Source organism: Billgrantia saliphila, from assembly GCF_002930105.1.
Taxonomy (GTDB): Bacteria; Pseudomonadota; Gammaproteobacteria; order Pseudomonadales; family Halomonadaceae; genus Halomonas; species Halomonas saliphila.
In genome coordinates this window covers 27,669-48,347 of the sequence record NZ_PJRN01000004.1, presented here as the reverse complement: position 1 = coordinate 48,347, position 20,679 = coordinate 27,669, and the positions used below count along the sequence as shown (strand labels likewise).

Below are 20,679 nucleotides of genomic sequence, written 5' to 3'. Positions count from 1 at the left end.
GCCTCCTATTCGATGATGTCGCCGCGCAGCAGGTACTTGCAAACCGCCACGGTGCTGATGAAACCGAGCATGGCGATCAACAGCGCCGACTCGAAATAGGTCTTGGTATTGAGCCACAGTCCCATCAACACGATCAGCGCGATGGAATTGATGTACATGGTGTCCAGCGCCAGGATGCGGTCGGGCATGTCCGGCCCCACGGCGAGGCGATAGACGTTCAGCAGCAGGGCGAGGACCACCAGTGTCAGGCTGATCATCAGTGCGATGTCTAGCATTCGTAGATCTCCTTCAGCGGCTGCTCGTAACGCTCGCGGATATGCGCGATCAATGCCGCTTCATCCTGCGCATTCAGGGCATGGATCAGCAGGGTCTTGCCGTCCATGCGCAGGTTGGCCGATACGGTCCCCGGCGTCAGGCTGATGGTGTTGGCCAGCAGCGTGATGGTGAAGCGTTCCTTTAGCATCAGCGGGTATTCCACGAAGTGAGGGTGCATGCGACGGCGCGGGTTGATGATCAGCCAGGCGACTTCGATGTTGGCGATCAGGATGTCGCCCAGCACGCGAAAGACGAAACGCAGCAATAGCCAGGGCTTGGCGATACGCGGCTGGGCGTCCCAGAAGCGATGGGTCGCCAGCGGAATCGTCACCGCCAGGAAACCGCCCAGCAGCAGGTGGCCGAAGGCCAGGCTGCGCACCAGCAGCAGCCAGACCACCAGCAGCAGGATCGACATCAGCGGCGTCGGCAGCCAGGGGCGTATCTTGATCATCGGGTACCTCCGGCGGTGGGCAGCAGAGCATCGATCATCAGCCGTGGATCGGCCAACTGCTCGGCGGTGGCGTTCGTGTAATCGCTCACCGGTCCGGCGAGCACCACCAGCAGCGGCGAGGCGGCTAGCAGCCAGGTCACGCCGAACCACTTGCGCCACGACAGCGTTTCTCCGGCAGGCTCGCCCTGACTGCGCCAGAACAGGGTGGAGCCGGCGCGGGAGAGCGCGATCAGCGAGCACAGCCCAGTCAGCAGCAGGGTCGGCCACAGCCAGGGTTGCTGGTTGCCTTCGGCGGCGGCGAGCAGCAGCGCCTTGCCGATCGCGCCGGAAAGCGGCGGCAGGCCGGCCACCGACACAGCGCCGAGGAAGAACAGGGCTGCGAGCCAGCCGCCGTGCTGCAACGGGCGGCCCCGAACCAGGCGGGTGCCGGCCTTGCCGCGCTGTTCGCCGATCAACTCGGCGAGCAGGAACAGTCCGCCGGTGATCAGGGTGGTATGGATCAGATAGTAGAGCAGGGCGGAGACGGCCCTTGGCGAGCCCATGCCGATGCCGGCGAGCAGGGTGCCCACCGAGACCAGCACCAGGTAAGCCACCAGCAAGCGCAGGTCGCGTGCCGCCAGCACGCCGACACCGGCCGCAATCAGGGTCGCCAGCGCCAGCCACCAGACCCAGGCCTGCTCCAGGTTGGCCAGCGGCCCCGCGGCTTCGCCGAAGATCAGCGAATAGACGCGCAGGATGGCGTATACGCCCACCTTGGTCATGATGGCGAACAGCGCCGCCACGGGGGCCGGTGCCGCTGCATAGGTGCGCGGCAGCCAGAAGTAGAGCGGCAGCATGGCGGCCTTGAGCCCGAACACCACCAGCAGCATCAGCCCGCCGGCCACCACCAGTCCTTCGCGTTCGGCGGGCAGTTCGGCGAGGCGCGCGGCCATGTCGGCCATGTTCAGGGTGCCGGTAGCGCCGTAGAGAACACCCACGGCGATCAGGAACAGGGCGGAGCCGGCCAGGTTGAGCACGACATAATGCACCCCGGCCTGGATGCGTGCCTTGCCGCCGCCGTGCAACAGCAGGGCATAGGAGGCCAGCAGCAGAACCTCGAAGAAGACGAAGAGGTTGAACAGGTCGCCGGTCAGGAAAGCCCCGTTGATGCCCATCAGCTGCCACTGGAACAGACCATGAAAGTTGCTGCCGCGCTCGTCGTCGCCGTCGCAGGCGAAGACCACGGCGCCCAGCGCCAGCACGGCGGTGAGCAGTACCATCAGGGCCGACAGGCGGTCGAGTACCAGCACGATGCCGAAGGGGGGCTGCCAGTCGCCCAGGGCGTAGTAGGTCACCTCGCCACCTCCGGCCCGACTGACAAGGGCGATGCCGACCGCCACCAGCAGGGCGGTGCTGCCCACACCGATAAGGCGCTTCAAGCGAGTGCCGCCCTGGCGGCGGTACAGCAGCAGGATTCCGGCCACCAGGGGCAGCACGATAGGCAGAACGATGAGATGCGGCATCAGTTGCGCTCCTCGTCATCGTGCGAGCGACCATCGACGTGGTCGTTGCCGACCTCGCTGCGTGCGCGCATCGCCAGGATCACCACGAAGGCGGTCATGGCGAAACCGATGACGATGGCGGTGAGCACCAGCGCCTGCGGCAACGGATCGGCATAGGGGCCGCCGCCGTCGACGATGGCCGCGCCGTCGGTGGTGAGCCCGCCCATGGAGAACAGGAAGAGGTTTACGGCATAGGAGAGCAGGGTCAGGCCGACGACGACCGGGAAGGTGCGCCCGCGCAGGGTCAGGTAGAGCCCGCAGGCGGTCAACACGCCGGTGGTGATGGCGTAGAGGCTTTCCATCAGGATGTCTCCTTGCTGGGGCGCGTGGTGGTGTCGACGCTTTCGACGGGCTCCTTGGCCGGCCGATGGGGTGTGGTGACCTTGCCCAGGTTGGCCAGGATCATCAGGGTGGCGCCCACCACGGCGAGGTAGACGCCGAGGTCGAAGAGCAGCGCGGTCGCCAGCTCGAAATCGCCCACCAGCGGCAGGTGAAAGTGACCGAAGGCCGAGGTCAGGAAAGGATAGCCGAACAGCCAACTGCCGAGGCCGGTCAGCGTGGCGATGCCGACCCCGGCGATGGCCACCGGCTGATAGGGAAAGTCGAGTCGCTGCTGTGCCCATTCCACACCGCGCGCCATGTAGAGCAGGATCAGCGCCACAGCGGTGATCAGACCGGCGATGAAGCCGCCGCCGGGCAGGTTGTGGCCGCGCAGGAAGATGAAGGCGGACACCAGCAGGGCCAGGGGAAGCAGCGCCATGGAGATCGAGGTGAGGATCGACGGATAGCGGTCCGGCGACCACACGCGCCCCTCGCCGTCGCTGTGCGGCATGTACAGCCGCAGTCGATTGAGCAGCTTGAAGATGGCCAGGCCGGCCAGGGCCAGCACGGTGATCTCGCCCAGGGTGTCGAAGCCGCGGAAGTCGACCAGGATGACGTTGACCACGTTGTGGCCGCCGCCGCCGGGCACGCTGTTCTCGAGGAAGAAACCCGAGATCGGCGCGTTGTCCCGGGTCAGTACGGCATAGTTGAGGCTCGCCACCACCAGGCCGAGGGAGCCGGCCAGGACGATATCGCGCAGGCTACGGCGGCGCGAGGATTCCGGCGGCGTTTTCTGCGGCAGGAAGAACAGCGCCAGCATCAGCAGGATCATGGTCACCACTTCCACCGAAAGCTGGGTCAGGGCCAGGTCGGGGGCGGAAAAACGCGCGAAGGTCAGCGACACCACCAGTCCCACGACCGACAGCAGCAGCAGCGAGACCAGGCGATAGCGATGCGTGATCGCGGTGCCGATGCCGCCGAAGAGCAGCAGGCCGGCACCCAGCAGCAGGATGCCGTCTAGGGGTTGGTTGCCTTTCGCGCCGGTCAGGCCGCTCATGACGGTGAGTCCCAGCGCACCGGCGATCAGGGTAGCGAACAGCAGCCAAGTCATGTAGCGCTGCAGCGAGCCACCATCGAACCAGGCCAGGCCGGCTTCGGCGGCGTTGCCCAGGCGCTGCATGGCGGATTCGAAGACCAGTCGCGCATCGACCGGATGGAAGCTGCGGGCGAAGCGTTGCAGGTCGGCGTGGCGCCAGTAGAGGCCCGCGCCGGCGATCAGCGCGATCAGGCTCATGAAGAGCGGCAGATTGACGCCGTGCCATATCGCCAGGTGGAAAACCAGCGGCTCGTCCAGCACGGCGCGGGTGGCGGGCGCGAGCACGCCCTCGGCCAGCACCGGCGCGACCCCCACCGCCACACACAGCGTCACCAGCAGTTCCACGGGCGCGCGCATCAGGCGCGGGGGCTCATGGGGAGGCTTCGGCGGCGCTTCCTGGGCGGGCTTGAAGAAGACCGCATGCGCCAGGCGCAGAGAGTAGGCGACGGAGAGCACGCCCCCCAGGGTGGCCAGGGCCGGCAGCAGCCAGCTCAGCCCGCCCAGCACCGGAGTGGCCAGGGTCTCGGTAAAGAACATCTCCTTGGAAATGAAGCCGTTGAGTAGCGGCACGCCGGCCATGGCGGCTGCGGCCAGGGTAGTCAGCACGGCGGTGACCGGCATGGCGCGGCGCAGTCCGCCCAGGCGCCCGAGCTCTCGGGTGCCGGTTTCGTGGTCGACGATACCCGCGCTCATGAACAGTGCCGCCTTGAAGGTGGCGTGGTTGATGATATGAAAGAGCGCGGCGAGCACGGCCATGGGGCTGCCGATACCCAGCAGCAGCGTGATCAGCCCCAGATGACTCACGGTAGAAAACGCGAGGATGCCTTTCAGGTCGGTCTTGAGCAGTGCGAACCAGGCGCCGTACAGCAGCGTGGCCGCGCCCACCAGCGATACCGTCACCGACCACAGCGCGCTGTCGGCAATGGCCGGGTGCAGTCGCGCCATCAGGAAGATGCCCGCCTTAACCATGGTCGCCGAATGCAGGTAGGCGGAGACCGGCGTCGGCGCGGCCATGGCGTGCGGTAGCCAGAACTGGAACGGAAACTGGGCCGACTTGGTGAAGGCGCCCAGCAGTACGAGGACGAGCATCAGCGGATAGCGCGGGTCGGCAACGACGAGATCGCCACTCGCGAGTACCTGATCCATGGAGTGGCTGCCCACCATGTCGCCAAGCAGCAGCAGGCCGGCAAGCAGGGCGAGGCCGCCGGCACCGGTCACGGCCAGGGCCATCCGAGCCCCCTTGCGTGCATCGCTCTGGTGGGACCAGAAGCCGATCAGCAGGAAGGAGGAGATGCTGGTCAGTTCCCAGTAGAGCCACAGCAGGATCAGATTGTCCGCCATGACGATGCCGACCATGGAGGCCATGAACAGGATCAGATAAGCATAGAAGCGACCGAAGGGTTCCGTCGGCGAGAGATAGTAATGCGCATAGAGCAGGATCAGCAGGCCGATGCCAAGGATCAGCAGATTGAACAGCAGCGACAGGCCGTCCAGCCGAAACGCGAGTTCCAGGCCCAGGGCGGGCAGCCACTCCAGGGAGAAACGTAGTGCCTCGTCAGCCGCCAGCGCCGGCCACAGGGCCAGGGTCAGGATGAGGGCGAGGGCCGGTGGCACGGCAGTGGCCAGGCTACAGAAGCGTCGGCCACGGTGCGCGCTGAGCATGGGCACCAGCATGCCCAGCAGCGGTAGCAGGGGTATCCACAACAGTGTCATCGTTCGCTCATCCTGCGGGGTCCGTGAGGGGAGGGGCATAGTTTGCCTACGGGACAGGACGACGCAAGCATCAAGCGTTTGTTTCCCGTCCCTGGGCCGCACCGCTTCTATAATGCCGTCTCCTGGCACGTCAACGCAAAGCGAGCGCATCCGCGGTTCCTTGCCATTCAATACCTTGTCTCTATAAAGTGGGTTGCGACGAACCGGTGGGAGCGATGCTTCGGCGTGGCTCCGACTACGACTGGGGAGGACGCCGTATGCAGCTGGCCGTGCTGGGAGGCTTCGTGGTGGCGGGGATGGCACCGCTGCTGCACCGCTGGTTCGGGGCACGCACGCCGCAAGTGATGGCCCTGCTGCCGGCTTCGATGGCGATCTGGCTGCTCGGGCAGTGGCCGACCATCGCGGCGGGCGAGGCGCTGCTGCTCGAATGGAGCTGGGTGCCGGGGCTCGATATTACCCTCAGCTTCCTGATCGATGGCCTGGCCTGGCTGTTCGCCATGCTGATCACGGTGATCGGCAGCCTGGTCCTGGTTTATACCGGCGATTACCTGCGCGGTCACCGCGACCTGTCGCGCTTCCTGGTGGTGATCGTCGCCTTCATGATGTCGATGCTCGGCCTGGTGCTGTCCGACAGCCTGGTGACCCTGTTCGTGTTCTGGGAGCTCACCAGTATCACCTCCTTTCTGTTGATCGGTTTCAATCACGCAGACCTGTCGGCGCGCAAGGCCGCGCAGCAGGGGCTCTACGTCACCGCCGGCGGCGGGCTCGCGCTGCTTGCCGGCTTCGTCATGCTGGCAGCGGCCGGCGGCAGCTGGTCGCTGGCCGAACTGATGGAGCGAGGCGATACGCTGCGTGACCACGCCCTTTACCTGCCGCTGCTGCTTTGCCTGCTGATCGGTGCCTTTACCAAGTCGGCCCAGTTCCCGTTCCATTTCTGGTTGCCCAACGCCATGGCCGCACCGACGCCGGTCTCCGCCTACCTGCATTCGGCGACCATGGTCAAGGCGGGGGTCTATCTGCTGGCCCGGCTGCATCCGGCCCTCGGCGGCACCGAGACCTGGACGGTCACGCTGTCGCTGGTGGGCGCCATCACCATGGCCACCGGCGCCTTCCTCGCGATACAGCACACCAACATCAAGAAGCTGCTGGCCTATTCGACGGTAATGGCGCTGGGGACTCTGACCCTGCTGCTGGGGCTCGGCACCCCGGGAGCGCTCGTTGCGTTCGTGACCTTCCTGCTGGCGCACTCCCTGTACAAGGGAGCACTGTTCATGGTGGCCGGCATTCTCGATCACGAAACCGGCACCAAGGACGTCACCCACATGGGCGGGTTGCGCCACGTGATGCCACGCACCGCTGCGGTGGCCGCCATTGCCGCGCTGTCGCTGGCCGGTCTGCCGCCCCTGCTGGGCTTCGTCGGCAAGGAGTTGATGCTGGAGTCGGCACTGGCCGCCGAGCACTATCGCGTGCCGATCGTTGTGCTGGCGTTCGTGGCCGCCTTCCTGACTCTGGCGGTGGCGGTCATCGTCGCCCTGAGGCCGTTCTTCGGCCCTCCTCGTCGAACGCCTCGTACGCCCCACGAGGCCCCGCCGGGCATGCTAGTGGGGCCGGCCCTGCTGGCTGGGTTGTCGCTGCTGCTCGGCCTGGCGCCGGGGTGGCTCGACGCGCTGGTGGCGGTGACGGTAGCCGGGCTCGGCGCCGACGATCACGAGGTGCATCTGGCACTCTGGCACGGTATCAACCTGCCGCTCGTCCTGTCGCTGGCGAGTTTGGCGCTGGGGCTGGCGGTGTGGCGCCGCTGGGATCGCCTGCGTGCTCATCTGGCGCGATTCAGGCCGCTCATGGCGCGGGGGCCCGAAGCCGGTTACGAGGCCCTGATGGCGGGGATGGTGGCCGGTGCCGAATGGCAGACCCGCATGCTGCAGAACGGCCATATGCGCAATTACCTGATCGTGACGCTGCTGACATTGCTGGGGCTGGTCGGCCACGCGCTGTTCTTCCGCCACGCGCCGAGTCTCGAGGTGCCGCTCGACCTCTACCTGCACGAGGCCATGGTCGCCGGCCTGATGGTGGCTGGGGCGGTGACTGCCTGCGTGATGCGCTCGCGCCTGGCTGCCGTCGCCGCCGTGGGCATCATGGGCTTCTCCATCGCCTTGACCTTCGTCCTGTTCAGCGCTCCGGACCTGGCCATCACCCAGCTGCTGGTCGAAACCCTGACGGTGATCCTGTTGGTACTGGTGCTTTTCCGCCTGCCGCGTTTCGTCACCTTGTCCACGCCCACCGAGCGCATCCGCGATCTGGTTGTGGCGGGGTTGTCCGGAACCCTGGTCACACTGTTGATGCTCTCGGTGCTGGCCGGCGAGCGGCTGCCGCGCATCTCCGACTACCTGGTCGCCAATAGCCAGCCACAGGGGCACGGCCACAACATCGTCAACGTCATCCTGGTGGACTTCCGTGCCCTGGACACTCTGGGCGAGATGTTCGTGCTGGCGCTGGCAGCCGTCGGGGTACTGGCCATGCTGCGCTTCCATGCCGAGGAGAGCGATGCCGGGCGGACCCCGGCGCAGGAGCGTGACGATGGTTAGATCGGGCACTCTGATCCTCAGCGTGGCGGCGCGCCTGCTGCTGCCGCTGCAGCTGCTGTTCTCGCTGTTCCTGCTGCTGCGCGGCCATGACGAGCCTGGCGGCGGCTTCATCGCTGGGCTGGTGGCGTCGGGTGCCTTTGCGCTCTATCTCTTCGCCTACGGAGGGCGGGCCATGCATGCCATGCTCAAGGTCTCGCCGCGCGACCTGATCGGTGTCGGGCTACTGCTCGGCGTGCTCTCGACCCTGCCGGCCTGGTGGCAGGGCGAGCCGTTCTTCACCGCGCAGTGGTGGACGGTCCCGGTGATCGGCTTCAAGGCTTCGACGCCGTTGCTGTTCGATATCGGTGTCTATCTCGTGGTACTTGGCTCCGTGCTGACCGCCATCACCGCCCTGGTGGAAACCGATAGGGAAAACGATGCCTGACGTCGAGGAGGCGCCATGGAACCCTTGTTAGCCGTTGCCATCGGCATTCTGTTTGCCGCGGCCATCTACATGATGCTGCGGCGTTCGATCGTCAAGCTGGTAATCGGCCTGATGCTGCTCTCCAATGCCGCCAATCTGCTGATCTTCGTCTCTGCCGGTCTGACTCGCGGGGGGCCGCCGCTGGTGCCGCAGGGAATGGTCGCGCCGGAGGGCGTCGTGGCCGACCCGCTGCCGCAAGCGCTGGTGCTCACCGCCATTGTCATCGCCTTCGGCGTGCTGTCGTTCGCCGTCGTACTGGTGCGCCGCGCCTGGGAAATCGTGCGCGCCGACGACCTCGACCGGATGAGGGATACCGATACGTGAACCCGCAGATCGCGTTGCCCATCCTGATCCCGCTGCTCGCCGGAGCCGTATCGCTGGTGTTCTGGCGCTCACGCCTGATGCAGCGGATGATCGCGGTGGCCGGTACCGCGCTGCTGCTGGCGTCCAGCATCTGGCTGCTGGCGTCGGTCAGCCGTGAGGGGATCCTGGTACTCCAGGTAGGCGATTGGCCGGCTCCCTTCGGCATCAGCCTGGTAGCCGATCTGCTCGGTGCCATCATGGTGGTGCTCACGGGTATCATCGGTTTCGCGGTGGCGCTCTACTCCCTGGCCACCACCGGCCGCGGCCACGAGGCCTACGGCTATTTTCCGCTGATGCATCTGTTGCTGGCCGGGGTCTCCGGTGCCTTCCTCACCGGTGACATCTTCAATCTCTACGTCTGGTTCGAGGTGATGCTGGTCGCTTCCTTCGCGCTGCTGATACTCGGTAGCGAGAAGGCGCAGATGGAAGGGGCGATCAAGTACGTCACCCTCAACCTGCTGTCGTCGGTGATCTTCCTGGTGGCCGTGGGGCTGCTCTACGGCATGGTCGGCACGCTCAACATGGCCGATATCGCGCGCCGCCTGGCGAGCCTGGAAAACAGCGGTATGGCCGATGTCCTGGCGATGATGTTCATGGTCGCCTTCGGCATCAAGGCCGCGGCCTTTCCGCTGTTCTTCTGGCTGCCGGCCTCCTATCACACGCCGCCGGTCGCGGTGTCGGCGCTGTTTGCCGGGCTGCTGACCAAGGTCGGCGTTTACGCCCTGTTCAGAGTGTTCACGCTGATCTTTCATCACAGTCCGGGCTACACCCATGAAATCCTGCTGTGGGGCGCGGGGCTTACCATGCTCTCGGGGGTGCTGGGGGCGGCGGCCCAGTACGAGTTCCGGCGCATCCTGTCGTTTCATATCGTCAGCCAGATCGGCTACATGATCCTGGGGCTGGCGCTGTTCACGCCGCTGGCCATCATCGGCGGCGTCTTCTACATCGTCCACCATATCCTGGTGAAGACGAATCTCTTCCTGATCAGCGGCATCGTCCATCGCTTGCAGGGCAGCTACCAGTTGAAGCGCCTGGGAGGGCTCTACCGCAGCCATCCGTGGCTGGCCGTGCTGTTCCTGATACCGGCGCTGTCGCTGGCCGGCGTGCCGCCGCTGTCGGGGTTCTTCGCCAAGTTCATCGTGATCCGTGCCGGTATCGAGGCCGAGGCCTACGGAGTGACCGCCATTGCGCTATTGGTGGGGCTGCTCACGCTCTACTCGATGGTCAAGATCTGGTCCGAAGTGTTCTGGAAGACGGCGCCCAGCGTTGAGGAGGATAATGCCCATCCGGCGGTCGGCCAGCAGGAGTTGTGGTTGATGTCGCTGCCGGCGGTGGGCCTGGCGCTGTGTACGCTGTTCATCGGGCTCAACGCCGAGCCTCTCTACGCCCTGGCCGAGGCCTCGGCGGGCGAGCTGCTCGCGCCCGAGCGTTATATCGAGGCGGTGTTGGGACCGCTCGGGGAGAGCTCGCCATGATCGGGGCCGCCTGGAACTTGCTGCTGGGCGTCGCCTGGGTCGTGCTGACCGGCGACTTCAGCGGTCGCAACCTGCTCGCCGGCCTGGCCTTCGGCTACCTGGTGCTGGCCCTGATCCAGCCCCAGGTGCCGGCCCTCGCCGGCTATGCCCAGCGCCTGCCGCGACTGATCCGCTTCGTGGGCTTCTTCTTCAAGGAGCTGCTGCTGGCCAATCTCAAGGTCGCCTTCGATGTGGTCACGCCGCCCTGGTACATGAAACCCGGCGTGATCGCCATGCCGCTCAAGGCGCGCAGCGAATTCGAGATTGCGCTGGTGGCCAATTTGATATCGCTGACGCCGGGCACCCTGAGCCTGGACGTTTCCGACGACCGACGAGTGCTCTATATCCACGCCATGTTCCTCGATGACGAGGCCGAACTGCGCCGCAACCTGGCGGAGCTGGAACGCCGCGCGCTGGAACTGTTCCACTAGGAGAGGGGACGATCCGTGTCGACCGTGATCATGCTGAGCCTGATACTCATGACGCTGGCGCTGTGCCTGGCCTTCGTGCGTCTTTTCATAGGGCCCAGCCTGCCGGACCGAGTGGTGGCGCTGGAACTCTTCTCCTCAATGATCGTCGGCATCGTCGGAGTGGTGGCCATCGCCACCGACGTGCCGAGCCTGCTGGATGTGGCCATCGTCATGGCGCTGATGGCCTTCATGGCAGCCATCGGCTTCGCGCGTTTCCTCGAGCGCGGGGGGCCGCGCGATGATTGAGGCGCTCAAGGCCGGCCTGATCCTGGTCGGCGCCATCTTCATGTTCCTGGCGGCGCTTGGCCTGGTACGCCTGCCCGACCTGCTGACCCGCATGCATGCCACCACCAAGGCGGCCACGCTCGGGGCCACGCTGATCATGCTGGCGGTGGCGCTGCACTTCGGCGAGGTGGCGGTGGTGGCGCGGGCGCTCGGAGTGATCATCTTCATCATGATGACGGCGCCGGTTGCCGCCCACGTGATCGGCCGTGCCGGCTATTTCGTCGGCGCCAAGCTGTGGCACGGTACGGTAAAGGACGAACTGCGCCCCCACTACGATCCCCTGACCCATGAGCTCAAGAGCGGTATGGAGCCCGACGATGACGCTCGGGTACGGGGCCCGGGGGACGATGCGAGCGGGTAGCGCCAGCGCCGATGCTGCTAAGGACGGAATAGCGATTGCCGCCAGCGACGCTCTGGTCTAGCCTCCGCTTCTGACTCCCAATCGCTGCTGTTCATCGGTGGCTTCAATGCAAGGAATGCTACGCCATGTTACGTCCACTCTTGCCTGTCGTTTCACTGACCCTGCTGCTGGCCGGGTGCCAGCATGGCCCGCTGACCAGCGCCGTGGCCGACGAACGCGAGCCGCAGGCCACCGAGCCGGCCGAAGTCTCGCCCGGGGCCGATGCCGCTGACGCTACGGCTCGTGGCGAAGCCGACAGGAGCGCACCGAACGATTTTCCGGATTGGCTGCAGGACTTCCGGCGCAAGGCACGCGCCGAGGGGATCAGCGAGGCGACGCTGGCGCGCGCGCTGGATGACGTGCGCTATCGGCCCCGAGTCATCGAGCTCGACCGCTCACAGCCCGAGTTCGTGCGTCCCATCTGGCAGTACCTGGATAGCGCCGTGTCGCCGGCCCGGGTCAGCGAAGGTCGGGCCAAGCTCGCCGAACATCGCGAGACGGCGCGGCGCATGGAGCAGCGCTATGGCGTGCCGGCCGAAGTGGTCGTGGCGATCTGGGGCCTCGAGAGCAACTATGGCGGCAACTTCGGTGATTTTTCCACCCTCGAGGCGCTGGCCACCCTGGCGTTCGACGGTCGTCGTCGCGATTTCGCCCGTGGCGAGCTGATGGCGGCGCTGCGTATCCTCGACGCCGGCGACATCGCCCCGGAGCGCATGGTCGGCTCCTGGGCCGGCGCCATGGGTCATACCCAGTTCATGCCTTCGAGCTTCGAATCCTATGCCGTCGACGGCGACGGCGATGGACGTCGCGACATCTGGGGCAGCATTCCCGATGTCATGGCGTCAACGGCCAACTACCTGGCGCGTGCCGGCTGGCAAACCGGACAGCCCTGGGGCGTGGAAGTCCGTTTGCCGCAAGGCTTCGACTACTCCCAGACCGAACTGACGACCCGCCGTAGTAGCCAGGAGTGGGCGGAGCAGGGCGTTCGCGGCATGAGCGGCGATTCGCTGCCGCCGTTCGAGCAGGCGTCGGTTATCGCGCCCGCCGGTGCTCGGGGGCCGGCCTTCCTGGTGGGGCCCAACTATCGCGCCATCCTGCGTTACAACAACGCGACGAGCTACGCCCTGGCCGTGTCATCGCTATCCGACAGGATCGCCGGCGATTCGGGGATACAGGGCGAATGGCCGCGCGATGTGCAGCCGCTGTCGCGCAGCCAGGTGCGCGACCTGCAGCGAGCGCTCAACGAGCGCGGTTTCGACGTCGGCGAGCCGGACGGTGTGATGGGACCGAACACTCGCCGCGGCCTGCGTGAGTACCAGCGCAGCATCGGCGAGACCCCGGATGGTTTCGCCACAGCGAGCCTGCTGGAGCGACTGCAGCGGCGTTGAGGTGCCGGCCGGGCTCGCGTGAAGCCCGGCAGGCAACAGCAGGGATCAGTTGTTGCTATCGTTGGTCCAATCGTCGAGCGTCTCGCTGATGCGGCGTCCGGCCCGCTCGGCCCCCTCCTGGGTACGCTCCCAGGCGCTCTCGGCGCCTTCGCCGATACGCTCAAGACCTTCACGCGTCTGGTGCCAGGCGCTTTCGGCACCCTCGCCGGCACTGTCCCAGGCCTCGCGGGCGCGCTGACGGGCGGTGTTCATCCACTCTTGGTCATAGCGCGGCATGGCCTCCAGCGCCTCGGCGTCGGTATCGACGATGATGTCGTGCTGGGTCTCGCCCTCCTCCTCGAAGTTGACCAGCCGATAGTGCTGATTGGTGATGACCAGCGTGTCGCCGTTCTGGCCCACCGAGTCGTGGGTGTCGACCACGATCGCGTGCACCTTTCGGTCATCGCCGAGGAGAATGTCGGTGACCTCGCTGGGCTGTCCCTCGGGGGCGGATTCGAAATGCACTTCGGCATCGAGAATGTCGCGTGCGGAATATAACCCCTGCGCCTCGAACTGTGCCTGTACGCCGATGGCCAGGCCGGCCACCAGCAGGCCGGTGGAAGCGACGAATGCGGTCCTTGTCAGGCGTGACTGTGTCATCGTTTTGCCCTCCTTATCCTTGGTGACACGGACAGTGTAGACGACGTAACGTGCGTGTCAGTGACGGAACCGACCGCCATGGATCGGGTCCATCAAGCGTCAATCACGCAAAGGGAGGATGAGATGCCCCAGAAAGGATGTGGGTTCGGCCGTGCGGTACGGGGCCGTCAATGGAATCTGCGCGGCCTGGTCGGCGGGCTATTGCTGGCAGCCAGTCTGGCGCAGGGGGCCGTGGCGGACGAGAAACCGGTATTCGGCTGGGTCGAGAAGGGCACGATTGAGCCTTGGGGCGTCGAGGTGAAGGCCAAGTTGGACAGCGGCGCGCTGACTTCCTCGCTCGATGCGCGCGATATCGAACGCTTCGACAAGGAGGGCGAGGAGTGGGTGCGCTTCCGCCTGAAGCTGGAGAACGAGGCCAACGGCGAGAGCTTCAGCGAACAGTTGGAATTGCCCCTCTACCGCAGCCTCAAGCTGCGCGGCGCGGGTGGCGTCGACCGCCGCCCGGTGGTGCTGATGAAGGTATGCCTGGGCGATACCGTCTTCGAGGAGCAGTTCAGCCTGCGTGATCGCGGCGACATGAACTATCCGCTGCTGCTCGGGCGCCGCACCATCGGACATCTGGGGCTCCTGGACGTCCGCGAAACCTTCCTCACCGACCCGAGCTGTGGCGAGGACGCGCCGCTGGTGGAACACGACCCCGACGAGGACGATGCTTTCGACGACGTGGCCTCGACCGATTAGTGCGCAAGAGGCCGCTAGAAAAGTCGTGCCAGCAGGGCGATGACCGCCGTCTCCACGCGCAGGATACGCGGCCCCAGGTGGATGCCTTCGCAGCCGGCCGCCAGCAGCCGCTCTACTTCGTGGGGGATGAAGCCGCCCTCGGGGCCCACCAGCAGCACAGTGGGCTCGTTCACTCCCCGCGGGCACGCCTGTGCCATGCCGGGATGGGCGAGCAGACCACGGCGACCGTTGAGCAGAGCCGGCAGACGCTCCTCGACGAAGGGCCGAAATCCCTTGGCCAGGTGCACTTCGGGCAGGATCGTGTCGCGCGCCTGTTCGAGCCCCAGCACGAGATGCTCGTGGATCTTCTCCGCGGCGAGTTCCGGAGACTGCCAGTAGCTCTTCTCCACCCGCCGTGTATGCAGCAGCGTGACCTGCTTCACCCCCAGCGCGGTGAGATGCTCGAGGCTTCTCGCCAGCATGCGCGGCCGCGGCAGTGCCAGCACCAGATGCACCGGCAGCGGGGGGGGAGGCGGAGCGTCGAGCGCGTCGAGAACAAAGCGGGCCTCGTCGTCGGTCAACTGCACGAGCTCGCCGCTGCCGATCCCGCCCCCGGCCATGCCGAGCGTCAGGCGGTCGCCGACCTGGGCTCGGTGGACCTCCTTGAGATGACGCAGGCGGCGTGAATCGCGCACGCACGCCTGGCGGTCGTGCTGGATCTCCTCAGGGGCAAGCAGGATCAGGTTCATCGGCTCTTGTCTCGGTTCGATTTGCAAGGGCGTTGGCGCGGTGCACAATAGCAGCCATGGGCAAGCCTGCCCGGATAACAAGGAGTGCCGCTGTGCGCGTAATTCGCAAGTATGCCAACCGCAGGCTCTATGATACGCAACAGAGCCGTTATGTAACGCTCGAGGATCTGCGACGGCTGATTCTCGACGAGGAGCCCTTCCGGGTCGAGGATGCCAAGTCCGGCGAGGACCTCACCCGCACGATCCTGCTGTCGATCATCATCGAGCAGGAGCAGGCCGATGGCGAAGCCGAAGTGTTCTCCAACGATCTGTTGGCACAGTTCATCCGGGTCTACGACATGGCTCAGCCGCTGCCGCTGGCGCGCTACCTCGAGCAAGGCACCCAACTGATGCTCGAGCAGCAGAAGCGCATGCAGGACCAGTGGCAGCAGGCCATGCGGCATTCGCCCATGGAGCTGATGCGCGAGATGGCCGAAGAGAACATGCGCTTCTGGCAGCAAGCCATCGGACAGGGGCAGCCCGGCAAGAAGAACTCGAAGGGCGAGGAAGGCAAGGAAGAAGAGAAGGGCGGTGGCGAATCCTCCTGAGCGACGAACGCCGCGGCTTTCTGCCATAATGCCGCGACGTTTTCCCAGCCGTACCCCCACGGCGCTATCAGCGAGAGACAGGTAAAGCAGCGGATGAAGGTTCTGATCATCGGCGGCGGTGGCCGCGAACACGCCCTGGCCTGGAAGATCGGTCAGTCGCCCCGCGTGGAGCGAGTCTTCGTGGCACCCGGCAATGCCGGCACGGCACATGAGCCGGGCCTGACCAATATCGCCATCGAGGCGTCCGATCTGGAGGGTCTGGTGGCCTTCGCACGCGACGAAGGCGTCGAGCTGACCGTGGTCGGCCCCGAGGCACCGCTGGTCGAGGGTGTGGTCGACCGTTTCCGCGAGGCGGGACTGGCCATCTTCGGGCCGACCCGAGGCGCCGCCCAGCTCGAAGGCTCGAAATCGTTCACCAAGGATTTTTTGGCGCGCCATGCCATTCCTACCGCTGACTATCGCACCTTCACCGAGGTCGGGCCGGCGCTGGCCTATTTGGCCGAGCGGGGCGCACCGATCGTGATCAAGGCCGACGGCTTGGCAGCGGGCAAGGGCGTGATCGTGGCCATGACCCTGGCCGAGGCCGAGGCGGCGGTACGCGACATGCTCGAAGCCAACGCTTTCGGCGACGCGGGCGCCCGCGTAGTCATCGAGGAGTTCCTCGAGGGCGAGGAGGCCAGCTTCATCGTCATGGTCGATGGCACCACGGTACTGCCCATGGCCACCAGTCAGGATCACAAGCGTGCCCTCGATGGCGATGCCGGCCCCAATACCGGCGGCATGGGCGCCTATTCGCCGGCGCCGGTGGTCACCGACAGCGTGCACGAGCGCATCATGGAGCGCGTCATCATGCCCACGGTGCACGGGATGGCGGCCGAGGGGCACGCCTATACCGGTTTTCTCTATGCCGGGCTGATGATCGACACCGAGGGCAACCCCAAGGTGATCGAGTACAACTGTCGCTTTGGCGATCCCGAGACCCAGCCGATCATGCTGCGCCTGCAGTCGGACCTGGCCGAGCTGTGCCTGGCCGGGGCGTGCGGCGAACTGGCCGGCCATACTTGTGAGTGGGATCCGCACGCCGCGGTGGGTGTGGTAATGGCCGCGGGTGGCTACCCTGGCAGCTATCGCAAGGGCGATGCGATAGAGGGTCTCGAGGCCGCCGCCGCGACCGGCTGCAAGGTGTTTCATGCCGGCACCGCCGAGGACGACCAAGGGCGCATCGTGACCGGCGGCGGCCGGGTGCTGTGCGTGACGGCACTGGGGCAGGGTGTGGCGCAGGCCCGCGACCTGGCCTACGAGGGCGTGGCTGCGATCCGCTGGGAAGGCGCCCAGTATCGCCGTGACATCGCCTACCGCGCCATTGCCCGCGAACGCCAGGCCGGCTGACGCGTGACCGGCACGATTACAACAAGATTCAGGGAGCGAGCATGGAACGCATCAAGCTGGAGTTTCCGGAAAGCGACATCATCCATCGTCACCCCATGTCGGTGCGTATCGCCGACATGAACTACGGCCGCCATCTGGGGCACGATGCCCTGGTGTCGCTGCTCCACGAGGCTCGTATCCAGGCCTTCGCCGATCTCGGGCTCAGCGAATGGGACCTTGGCGGCTTCCCCAGCGTAGTGGCGGACCTGGCCGTGCAGTACCAGTCCGAGGCTCGCTGGCCGGATGCGTTGGTGGTGGAGACCGCCGTGCCGGCGCCTGCCGGCAAGGCGATCGCGGTCTTCCATCGCGTGTGCCACGCCGAGGGCGGCCGCCCGGTGGCCACCGCACGGCTCACCCTGCTGCTGGTTGATCCGGCACAGGGGCGTCCCGTGGCGGTGCCTCGGAGCGTAGGCGACGCCCTGGCCCGAACAGGGGCCGCCTGATGTCTCGCGAATATCCCATCATCGCCGTGACCGGCTCCTCGGGGGCCGGGACCACCACGGTGAAGCGCACCTTCGAGCGCATGTTCTCGCGCGAGGACGTGCATGCGGCCTTCGTCGACGGCGACGCCTTCCATCGCTATACCCGCGAGGAGCTGGCGCGGATTTTCCGCGAGGAGCCCGAGCGCAAGAATCAACTCTCCCATTTCGCCGTGGAAGCCAACCTGCTCGACCGCCTCGAAGCGCTGTTCCACGAGTATGGCGAGCATGGTACCGGCACCTTCCGCCACTATATCCACGCCGAAGACAAGCAGATGATCGAGGCGGGCTACCAGGTGGGCACCTTCACGGAGTGGCAGCCGCTGCCCTGCGGTACCGACCTGTTGTTCTATGAAGGGCTGCACGGTGGGCTGGTCACGGCGGAGCACGACATCGCGCGGCACGTCGACTTGCTGGTGGGCGTGGCGCCGACCATGAACCTGGAGTGGATCCAGAAAATCGACCGCGACATCAAGATGCGCGGCTACTCGCAGGAAGCGGTGATCGACACCATCCTGGGGCGCATGGACGACTACGTGCGCTACATCCAGCCGCAGTTCTCGCGCACCCACATCAACTTCCAGCGCGTGCCCACCGTAGACACGTCCAACCCCTTCGAGGTGCAGGACATCCCCAACGACGCCGAATCGTTCGTGGTGATCCGCTTTCGTGACCCCTCGACGGTGGATTTCCCCTGGCTACTGGCAATGATCCAGGATTCGTTCATGAGTCGCCCGCACACGCTGGTGGTGCCGGGCGCGCGCATGTCGCTGGCCATCGAACTGATCCTGGCGCCGCTGGTGCGCCACCTGCTGGCCCAGCGGCGCTTCCGTTGATCGCGTCGCCAACTCTTTCCACAGGAGCATGAACCGATGGACTGCCTGTTCTGCAAGATCGTGAATCGAGATGTCCCGGCCGATATCGTCTACGAGGACGAGCACGTGCTGGCGTTCAACGACATCAACCCGCAGGCCCCGACCCATATCCTGATCATTCCCAAGTCCCACATCGCTACGCTCAACGATATCGAGGAGCGCGACCTGGCCCTGGTCGGCCGGCTGCCGTACGTTGCGGCTCGACTGGCGGAGGAGCGCGGCTTCGCCGAGGAGGGCTATCGCGTGGTGATGAACTGCAATGACCAGGGTGGGCAGACGGTCTATCATATCCATATGCACCTGATGGGCGGTCGCCGCTTTACTTGGCCGGCTGGCTAGCTGGCGCCTTACGGTGGAATACCGCGCGCGTCGAGGCGTGCGACGCCATCAGGTGCACCTCGTTCCGCTGACGCCACCTTCGAGGTGGCGTCGATGCGATGTGCCATGGTCATCGAGCGGACTGCGCGTCGACGGGGTCGCCGCACCGTCCGCCTCGCGAAGAGGATGAGATGAACCGTCATTACTCCCGTGCCGACAATCTGATTCACCAGTTCGATACCGTATTGCGTACCCTCCTGCCACATGCAGCGCGCGCGTCGCGGCCCTCACCGGCGACGCCGAACATTCACGACGAGGACATGAGCGCCGAGGAGCGGCGCCATGCCGCGGGCCTGATGCGGGTCAACCATACCGGCGAGGTCTGCGCCCAGGCGCTCTATCAGGGTCAGGGTTTCACCGCCAAGCTGCCCGAGGTGCGCACCCAGATGGAGCATTCCGCGCAGGAGGAGATCGACCACCTGGCGTGGTGCGACGACCGGCTGCAGGAGCTGGACAGCCACACCAGCGCACTCAATCCGCTGTTTTATGCCGCCTCCTTCGGGCTGGGTGCGGTGGCGGGTGCCATCGGCGATCGTATCAGCCTCGGTTTCGTCGCAGCCACCGAGGAGCAAGTGGGGCGTCATCTCGATGAGCACATGGTCAAGCTGCCCGCGGGCGACCGTCGTTCCCGCGCCGTGCTGCGTCAGATGGCCATCGACGAGGCCCACCATGCCCAGCTGGCGCTGGAGGCGGGCGGGGCGCGTTTCCCCGCGCCGGTCAAGTTCGGCATGAGCATGATGTCCAAGGTAATGACCAAGAGCGTCTACCATCTCTGAGCCGAGTCCAGGTCATGTCCGACATCCATGAACGCTTCGTCGAGGTCGCTCGTGAGCTGAGTCCGCTGCTCGCCGACGCCATCGAGCGGGGTGGGCCGGTCACGCTCACGGTCGACGACAGCCAGCCCTTGGCCGAGCGTCTGTGTCGCTCGGTGGCGGGACAGCAGCTCTCGGTGAAGGCGGCGCGCTCGATCTGGGGGCGCGTGCTCGCCGCGGCGGGTGAAGCCCCGCTGATGGAATTCCTCGTCGAATCCAACCAGGACGTCCTGCGGAGCTGTGGCCTGTCGGGCGCCAAGACCAGGGCGCTGTGCCTGATCGCCGAGGAGGCGCGGGCCGGTCGCCTCGAGGCCGACATCCTTCGCGAGCTCGATCATGCCGAACGCTCGCGGCGCCTGACCGCGCTGTGGGGCGTGGGACAATGGACGGCCGACATGGTGTCGATCTTCTATTTCGGCGAGCCGGATGTCTGGCCGGAAGGGGACGTGGCCGCACGCAAGACGCTGGAGCGGCTCACCAGCCCACGGCGCAAGACCCTGCGCACGGCCTCACGCTTCGCTCCATACCGCTCGCACCTTGCGCTGTATCTATGGCGCCATGTCGACGCCCCGCCCGTCTAGCTGGCACTACACGAATGCAAGGGGCCCGCCTTGGCGGGCCCCTTGCATTCGTGAGGCTAGGTGGTTTCGCCGAATCACTCGTCGACGATGCTGTAGGAGTGGGTGACTTCGACGCCGCCCTTGGCCAGCATGATCGAGGCGCTGCAGTACTTCTCGGCGGAGAGTGCCACCGCGCGCTTGACCTGGTTCTCCTTGAGCTTGTGCCCGCTGACGGTGAAGTGAACGTGAATCTTGGTGAACACGCTCGGCACCGCGTCGGCGCGTTCCGCCTCGATGCTCGCGACGCAGTCGGTGACGCCGGCGCGCGACTTCTCGAGGATCTCCAGCACGTCGAAGGACGTGCAGGCGCCCATGCCCATCAGCAACATCTCCATGGGGCGCGGCCCGGTGTTGCGCCCGCCGTGATCGGGCGGGCCGTCGATTACGACGCTATGGCCGCTGCCGGACTCGGCGACGAACTGGCGGCCATCGGTCCACTTGACGCTGGCTTTCATGTCTCGGGTTTCCTTGTCGGTGCGATCAGTTC

At 66.0% G+C, this 20,679-nt stretch carries 24 protein-coding genes; 16 read left to right on the top strand and 8 right to left on the bottom strand.

Annotation, left to right across the window (positions count from 1 at the left end; genetic code table 11):
* Positions 1 to 5: 5 nt before the first annotated feature.
* Genes CYJ07_RS05540 through CYJ07_RS05520 form a run of 5 tightly spaced genes read right to left on the bottom strand, consistent with a single transcriptional unit; the run spans position 6 to position 5,437 of the window.
* On the bottom strand, positions 6 to 275 hold the full coding sequence (locus tag CYJ07_RS05540; protein ID WP_104202695.1) for a K+/H+ antiporter subunit F: 270 nt from the start codon (positions 273 to 275) through the stop codon (positions 6 to 8).
* On the bottom strand, positions 269 to 766 hold the full coding sequence (locus tag CYJ07_RS05535; protein WP_104202694.1) for a Na+/H+ antiporter subunit E: 498 nt from the start codon (positions 764 to 766) through the stop codon (positions 269 to 271). Before CYJ07_RS05535 ends, CYJ07_RS05540 begins: the two co-directional genes overlap by 7 nt.
* Positions 763 to 2,271, bottom strand: coding sequence for a monovalent cation/H+ antiporter subunit D (locus tag CYJ07_RS05530; protein WP_104202693.1), 1,509 nt, complete (start codon positions 2,269 to 2,271; stop codon positions 763 to 765). The genes CYJ07_RS05535 and CYJ07_RS05530 overlap by 4 nt, the downstream gene beginning before the upstream one ends.
* Entirely contained in the window at positions 2,268 to 2,609 is a 342-nt protein-coding gene (locus CYJ07_RS05525) for a Na+/H+ antiporter subunit C (protein ID WP_104202692.1), read from the bottom strand. Before CYJ07_RS05525 ends, CYJ07_RS05530 begins: the two co-directional genes overlap by 4 nt.
* Complete coding sequence (locus CYJ07_RS05520; RefSeq protein WP_104202691.1) at positions 2,609 to 5,437, bottom strand: monovalent cation/H+ antiporter subunit A; 2,829 nt, start codon at positions 5,435 to 5,437, stop codon at positions 2,609 to 2,611. Before CYJ07_RS05520 ends, CYJ07_RS05525 begins: the two co-directional genes overlap by 1 nt.
* A gap of 257 nt (positions 5,438 to 5,694) precedes the next feature.
* Between CYJ07_RS05520 and CYJ07_RS05515 the strand changes: the two genes are divergently transcribed.
* From CYJ07_RS05515 to CYJ07_RS05480, 8 genes are all read left to right on the top strand, one after another.
* Positions 5,695 to 8,022, top strand: coding sequence for a putative monovalent cation/H+ antiporter subunit A (locus CYJ07_RS05515; RefSeq protein WP_104202690.1), 2,328 nt, complete (start codon positions 5,695 to 5,697; stop codon positions 8,020 to 8,022).
* The gene (locus tag CYJ07_RS05510) at positions 8,015 to 8,446 is read left to right on the top strand and encodes a Na+/H+ antiporter subunit B (RefSeq protein ID WP_104202689.1); all 432 of its coding nucleotides are present in this window, start codon (positions 8,015 to 8,017) and stop codon (positions 8,444 to 8,446) included. The genes CYJ07_RS05515 and CYJ07_RS05510 overlap by 8 nt, the downstream gene beginning before the upstream one ends.
* Positions 8,447 to 8,461: 15 nt before the next feature.
* On the top strand, positions 8,462 to 8,809 hold the full coding sequence (locus CYJ07_RS05505) for a Na+/H+ antiporter subunit C (RefSeq protein WP_104202688.1): 348 nt from the start codon (positions 8,462 to 8,464) through the stop codon (positions 8,807 to 8,809).
* Entirely contained in the window at positions 8,806 to 10,323 is a 1,518-nt protein-coding gene (locus CYJ07_RS05500) for a Na+/H+ antiporter subunit D (protein WP_104202687.1), read from the top strand. The genes CYJ07_RS05505 and CYJ07_RS05500 overlap by 4 nt, the downstream gene beginning before the upstream one ends.
* Positions 10,320 to 10,793, top strand: coding sequence for a Na+/H+ antiporter subunit E (locus CYJ07_RS05495; RefSeq protein WP_104202686.1), 474 nt, complete (start codon positions 10,320 to 10,322; stop codon positions 10,791 to 10,793). The genes CYJ07_RS05500 and CYJ07_RS05495 overlap by 4 nt, the downstream gene beginning before the upstream one ends.
* A 15-nt stretch (positions 10,794 to 10,808) precedes the next feature.
* Positions 10,809 to 11,078, top strand: coding sequence for an MrpF/PhaF family protein (locus tag CYJ07_RS05490; protein ID WP_104202685.1), 270 nt, complete (start codon positions 10,809 to 10,811; stop codon positions 11,076 to 11,078).
* A complete protein-coding gene (gene mnhG / locus CYJ07_RS05485; protein ID WP_104202684.1) occupies positions 11,071 to 11,478 on the top strand; it encodes a monovalent cation/H(+) antiporter subunit G in 408 nt (135 codons plus the stop codon). The genes CYJ07_RS05490 and mnhG overlap by 8 nt, the downstream gene beginning before the upstream one ends.
* A gap of 125 nt (positions 11,479 to 11,603) precedes the next feature.
* The gene (locus CYJ07_RS05480; RefSeq protein WP_231489542.1) at positions 11,604 to 12,905 is read left to right on the top strand and encodes a lytic murein transglycosylase; all 1,302 of its coding nucleotides are present in this window, start codon (positions 11,604 to 11,606) and stop codon (positions 12,903 to 12,905) included.
* Between the two features lie 45 nt (positions 12,906 to 12,950).
* Here the strand turns inward: CYJ07_RS05480 and CYJ07_RS05475 are convergent, their stop codons facing one another.
* Entirely contained in the window at positions 12,951 to 13,544 is a 594-nt protein-coding gene (locus CYJ07_RS05475) for a hypothetical protein (RefSeq protein ID WP_104202683.1), read from the bottom strand.
* Between the two features lie 123 nt (positions 13,545 to 13,667).
* Between CYJ07_RS05475 and rloA3 the strand changes: the two genes are divergently transcribed.
* Complete coding sequence (rloA3, locus tag CYJ07_RS05470) at positions 13,668 to 14,285, top strand: retropepsin-like aspartic peptidase RloA3 (protein ID WP_104202682.1); 618 nt, start codon at positions 13,668 to 13,670, stop codon at positions 14,283 to 14,285.
* Positions 14,286 to 14,299: 14 nt separating this feature from the next.
* Here rloA3 and CYJ07_RS05465 read toward each other — a convergent pair whose 3' ends face one another.
* Complete coding sequence (locus CYJ07_RS05465; protein ID WP_104202681.1) at positions 14,300 to 15,013, bottom strand: 16S rRNA (uracil(1498)-N(3))-methyltransferase; 714 nt, start codon at positions 15,011 to 15,013, stop codon at positions 14,300 to 14,302.
* Positions 15,014 to 15,105: 92 nt separating this feature from the next.
* Here CYJ07_RS05465 and phaR point away from each other — a divergent pair, with 92 nt between their 5' ends.
* The 7 genes from phaR (at position 15,106) to CYJ07_RS05430 (ending at position 20,153) form a co-directional block, all read left to right on the top strand.
* A complete protein-coding gene (gene phaR, locus CYJ07_RS05460) occupies positions 15,106 to 15,600 on the top strand; it encodes a polyhydroxyalkanoate synthesis repressor PhaR (RefSeq protein WP_104202680.1) in 495 nt (164 codons plus the stop codon).
* 93 nt (positions 15,601 to 15,693) lie between these two features.
* The gene (purD, locus tag CYJ07_RS05455; RefSeq protein ID WP_104202679.1) at positions 15,694 to 16,989 is read left to right on the top strand and encodes a phosphoribosylamine--glycine ligase; all 1,296 of its coding nucleotides are present in this window, start codon (positions 15,694 to 15,696) and stop codon (positions 16,987 to 16,989) included.
* Between the two features lie 41 nt (positions 16,990 to 17,030).
* Complete coding sequence (locus CYJ07_RS05450) at positions 17,031 to 17,471, top strand: acyl-CoA thioesterase (protein ID WP_104202678.1); 441 nt, start codon at positions 17,031 to 17,033, stop codon at positions 17,469 to 17,471.
* Positions 17,471 to 18,343, top strand: coding sequence for a phosphoribulokinase (locus CYJ07_RS05445; RefSeq protein WP_104202677.1), 873 nt, complete (start codon positions 17,471 to 17,473; stop codon positions 18,341 to 18,343). Before CYJ07_RS05450 ends, CYJ07_RS05445 begins: the two co-directional genes overlap by 1 nt.
* Positions 18,344 to 18,379: 36 nt before the next feature.
* Complete coding sequence (locus CYJ07_RS05440) at positions 18,380 to 18,721, top strand: histidine triad nucleotide-binding protein (RefSeq protein WP_104202676.1); 342 nt, start codon at positions 18,380 to 18,382, stop codon at positions 18,719 to 18,721.
* 170 nt (positions 18,722 to 18,891) lie between these two features.
* Positions 18,892 to 19,536, top strand: coding sequence for a 2-polyprenyl-3-methyl-6-methoxy-1,4-benzoquinone monooxygenase (gene coq7, locus CYJ07_RS05435; RefSeq protein WP_104202675.1), 645 nt, complete (start codon positions 18,892 to 18,894; stop codon positions 19,534 to 19,536).
* A gap of 14 nt (positions 19,537 to 19,550) precedes the next feature.
* Complete coding sequence (locus CYJ07_RS05430) at positions 19,551 to 20,153, top strand: DNA-3-methyladenine glycosylase family protein (RefSeq protein WP_104202674.1); 603 nt, start codon at positions 19,551 to 19,553, stop codon at positions 20,151 to 20,153.
* Between the two features lie 74 nt (positions 20,154 to 20,227).
* Here the strand turns inward: CYJ07_RS05430 and CYJ07_RS05425 are convergent, their stop codons facing one another.
* Complete coding sequence (locus CYJ07_RS05425) at positions 20,228 to 20,647, bottom strand: OsmC family protein (protein WP_104202673.1); 420 nt, start codon at positions 20,645 to 20,647, stop codon at positions 20,228 to 20,230.
* Positions 20,648 to 20,679 lie beyond the last annotated feature (32 nt).

Excerpts from the sequence above, each read along its gene's own strand:
- CYJ07_RS05425 (WP_104202673.1), bottom strand. The coding sequence starts at position 20,647 with ATGAAAGCCAGCGTCAAGTGGACCGATGGCCGCCAGTTCGTCGCCGAG.
- CYJ07_RS05495 (WP_104202686.1), top strand. The coding sequence starts at position 10,320 with ATGATCGGGGCCGCCTGGAACTTGCTGCTGGGCGTCGCCTGGGTCGTG.
- CYJ07_RS05535 (WP_104202694.1), bottom strand. The coding sequence starts at position 766 with ATGATCAAGATACGCCCCTGGCTGCCGACGCCGCTGATGTCGATCCTG.
- CYJ07_RS05505 (WP_104202688.1), top strand. The coding sequence starts at position 8,462 with ATGGAACCCTTGTTAGCCGTTGCCATCGGCATTCTGTTTGCCGCGGCC.
- CYJ07_RS05430 (WP_104202674.1), top strand. The coding sequence starts at position 19,551 with ATGTCCGACATCCATGAACGCTTCGTCGAGGTCGCTCGTGAGCTGAGT.
- purD (WP_104202679.1), top strand. The coding sequence starts at position 15,694 with ATGAAGGTTCTGATCATCGGCGGCGGTGGCCGCGAACACGCCCTGGCC.
- CYJ07_RS05440 (WP_104202676.1), top strand. The coding sequence starts at position 18,380 with ATGGACTGCCTGTTCTGCAAGATCGTGAATCGAGATGTCCCGGCCGAT.
- coq7 (WP_104202675.1), top strand. The coding sequence starts at position 18,892 with ATGAACCGTCATTACTCCCGTGCCGACAATCTGATTCACCAGTTCGAT.
- mnhG (WP_104202684.1), top strand. The coding sequence starts at position 11,071 with ATGATTGAGGCGCTCAAGGCCGGCCTGATCCTGGTCGGCGCCATCTTC.
- CYJ07_RS05515 (WP_104202690.1), top strand. The coding sequence starts at position 5,695 with ATGCAGCTGGCCGTGCTGGGAGGCTTCGTGGTGGCGGGGATGGCACCG.
- CYJ07_RS05510 (WP_104202689.1), top strand. The coding sequence starts at position 8,015 with ATGGTTAGATCGGGCACTCTGATCCTCAGCGTGGCGGCGCGCCTGCTG.
- rloA3 (WP_104202682.1), top strand. The coding sequence starts at position 13,668 with ATGCCCCAGAAAGGATGTGGGTTCGGCCGTGCGGTACGGGGCCGTCAA.
- CYJ07_RS05475 (WP_104202683.1), bottom strand. The coding sequence starts at position 13,544 with ATGACACAGTCACGCCTGACAAGGACCGCATTCGTCGCTTCCACCGGC.
- CYJ07_RS05445 (WP_104202677.1), top strand. The coding sequence starts at position 17,471 with ATGTCTCGCGAATATCCCATCATCGCCGTGACCGGCTCCTCGGGGGCC.
- CYJ07_RS05465 (WP_104202681.1), bottom strand. The coding sequence starts at position 15,013 with ATGAACCTGATCCTGCTTGCCCCTGAGGAGATCCAGCACGACCGCCAG.
- CYJ07_RS05480 (WP_231489542.1), top strand. The coding sequence starts at position 11,604 with ATGTTACGTCCACTCTTGCCTGTCGTTTCACTGACCCTGCTGCTGGCC.
- CYJ07_RS05520 (WP_104202691.1), bottom strand. The coding sequence starts at position 5,437 with ATGACACTGTTGTGGATACCCCTGCTACCGCTGCTGGGCATGCTGGTG.
- CYJ07_RS05540 (WP_104202695.1), bottom strand. The coding sequence starts at position 275 with ATGCTAGACATCGCACTGATGATCAGCCTGACACTGGTGGTCCTCGCC.
- CYJ07_RS05525 (WP_104202692.1), bottom strand. The coding sequence starts at position 2,609 with ATGGAAAGCCTCTACGCCATCACCACCGGCGTGTTGACCGCCTGCGGG.
- CYJ07_RS05450 (WP_104202678.1), top strand. The coding sequence starts at position 17,031 with ATGGAACGCATCAAGCTGGAGTTTCCGGAAAGCGACATCATCCATCGT.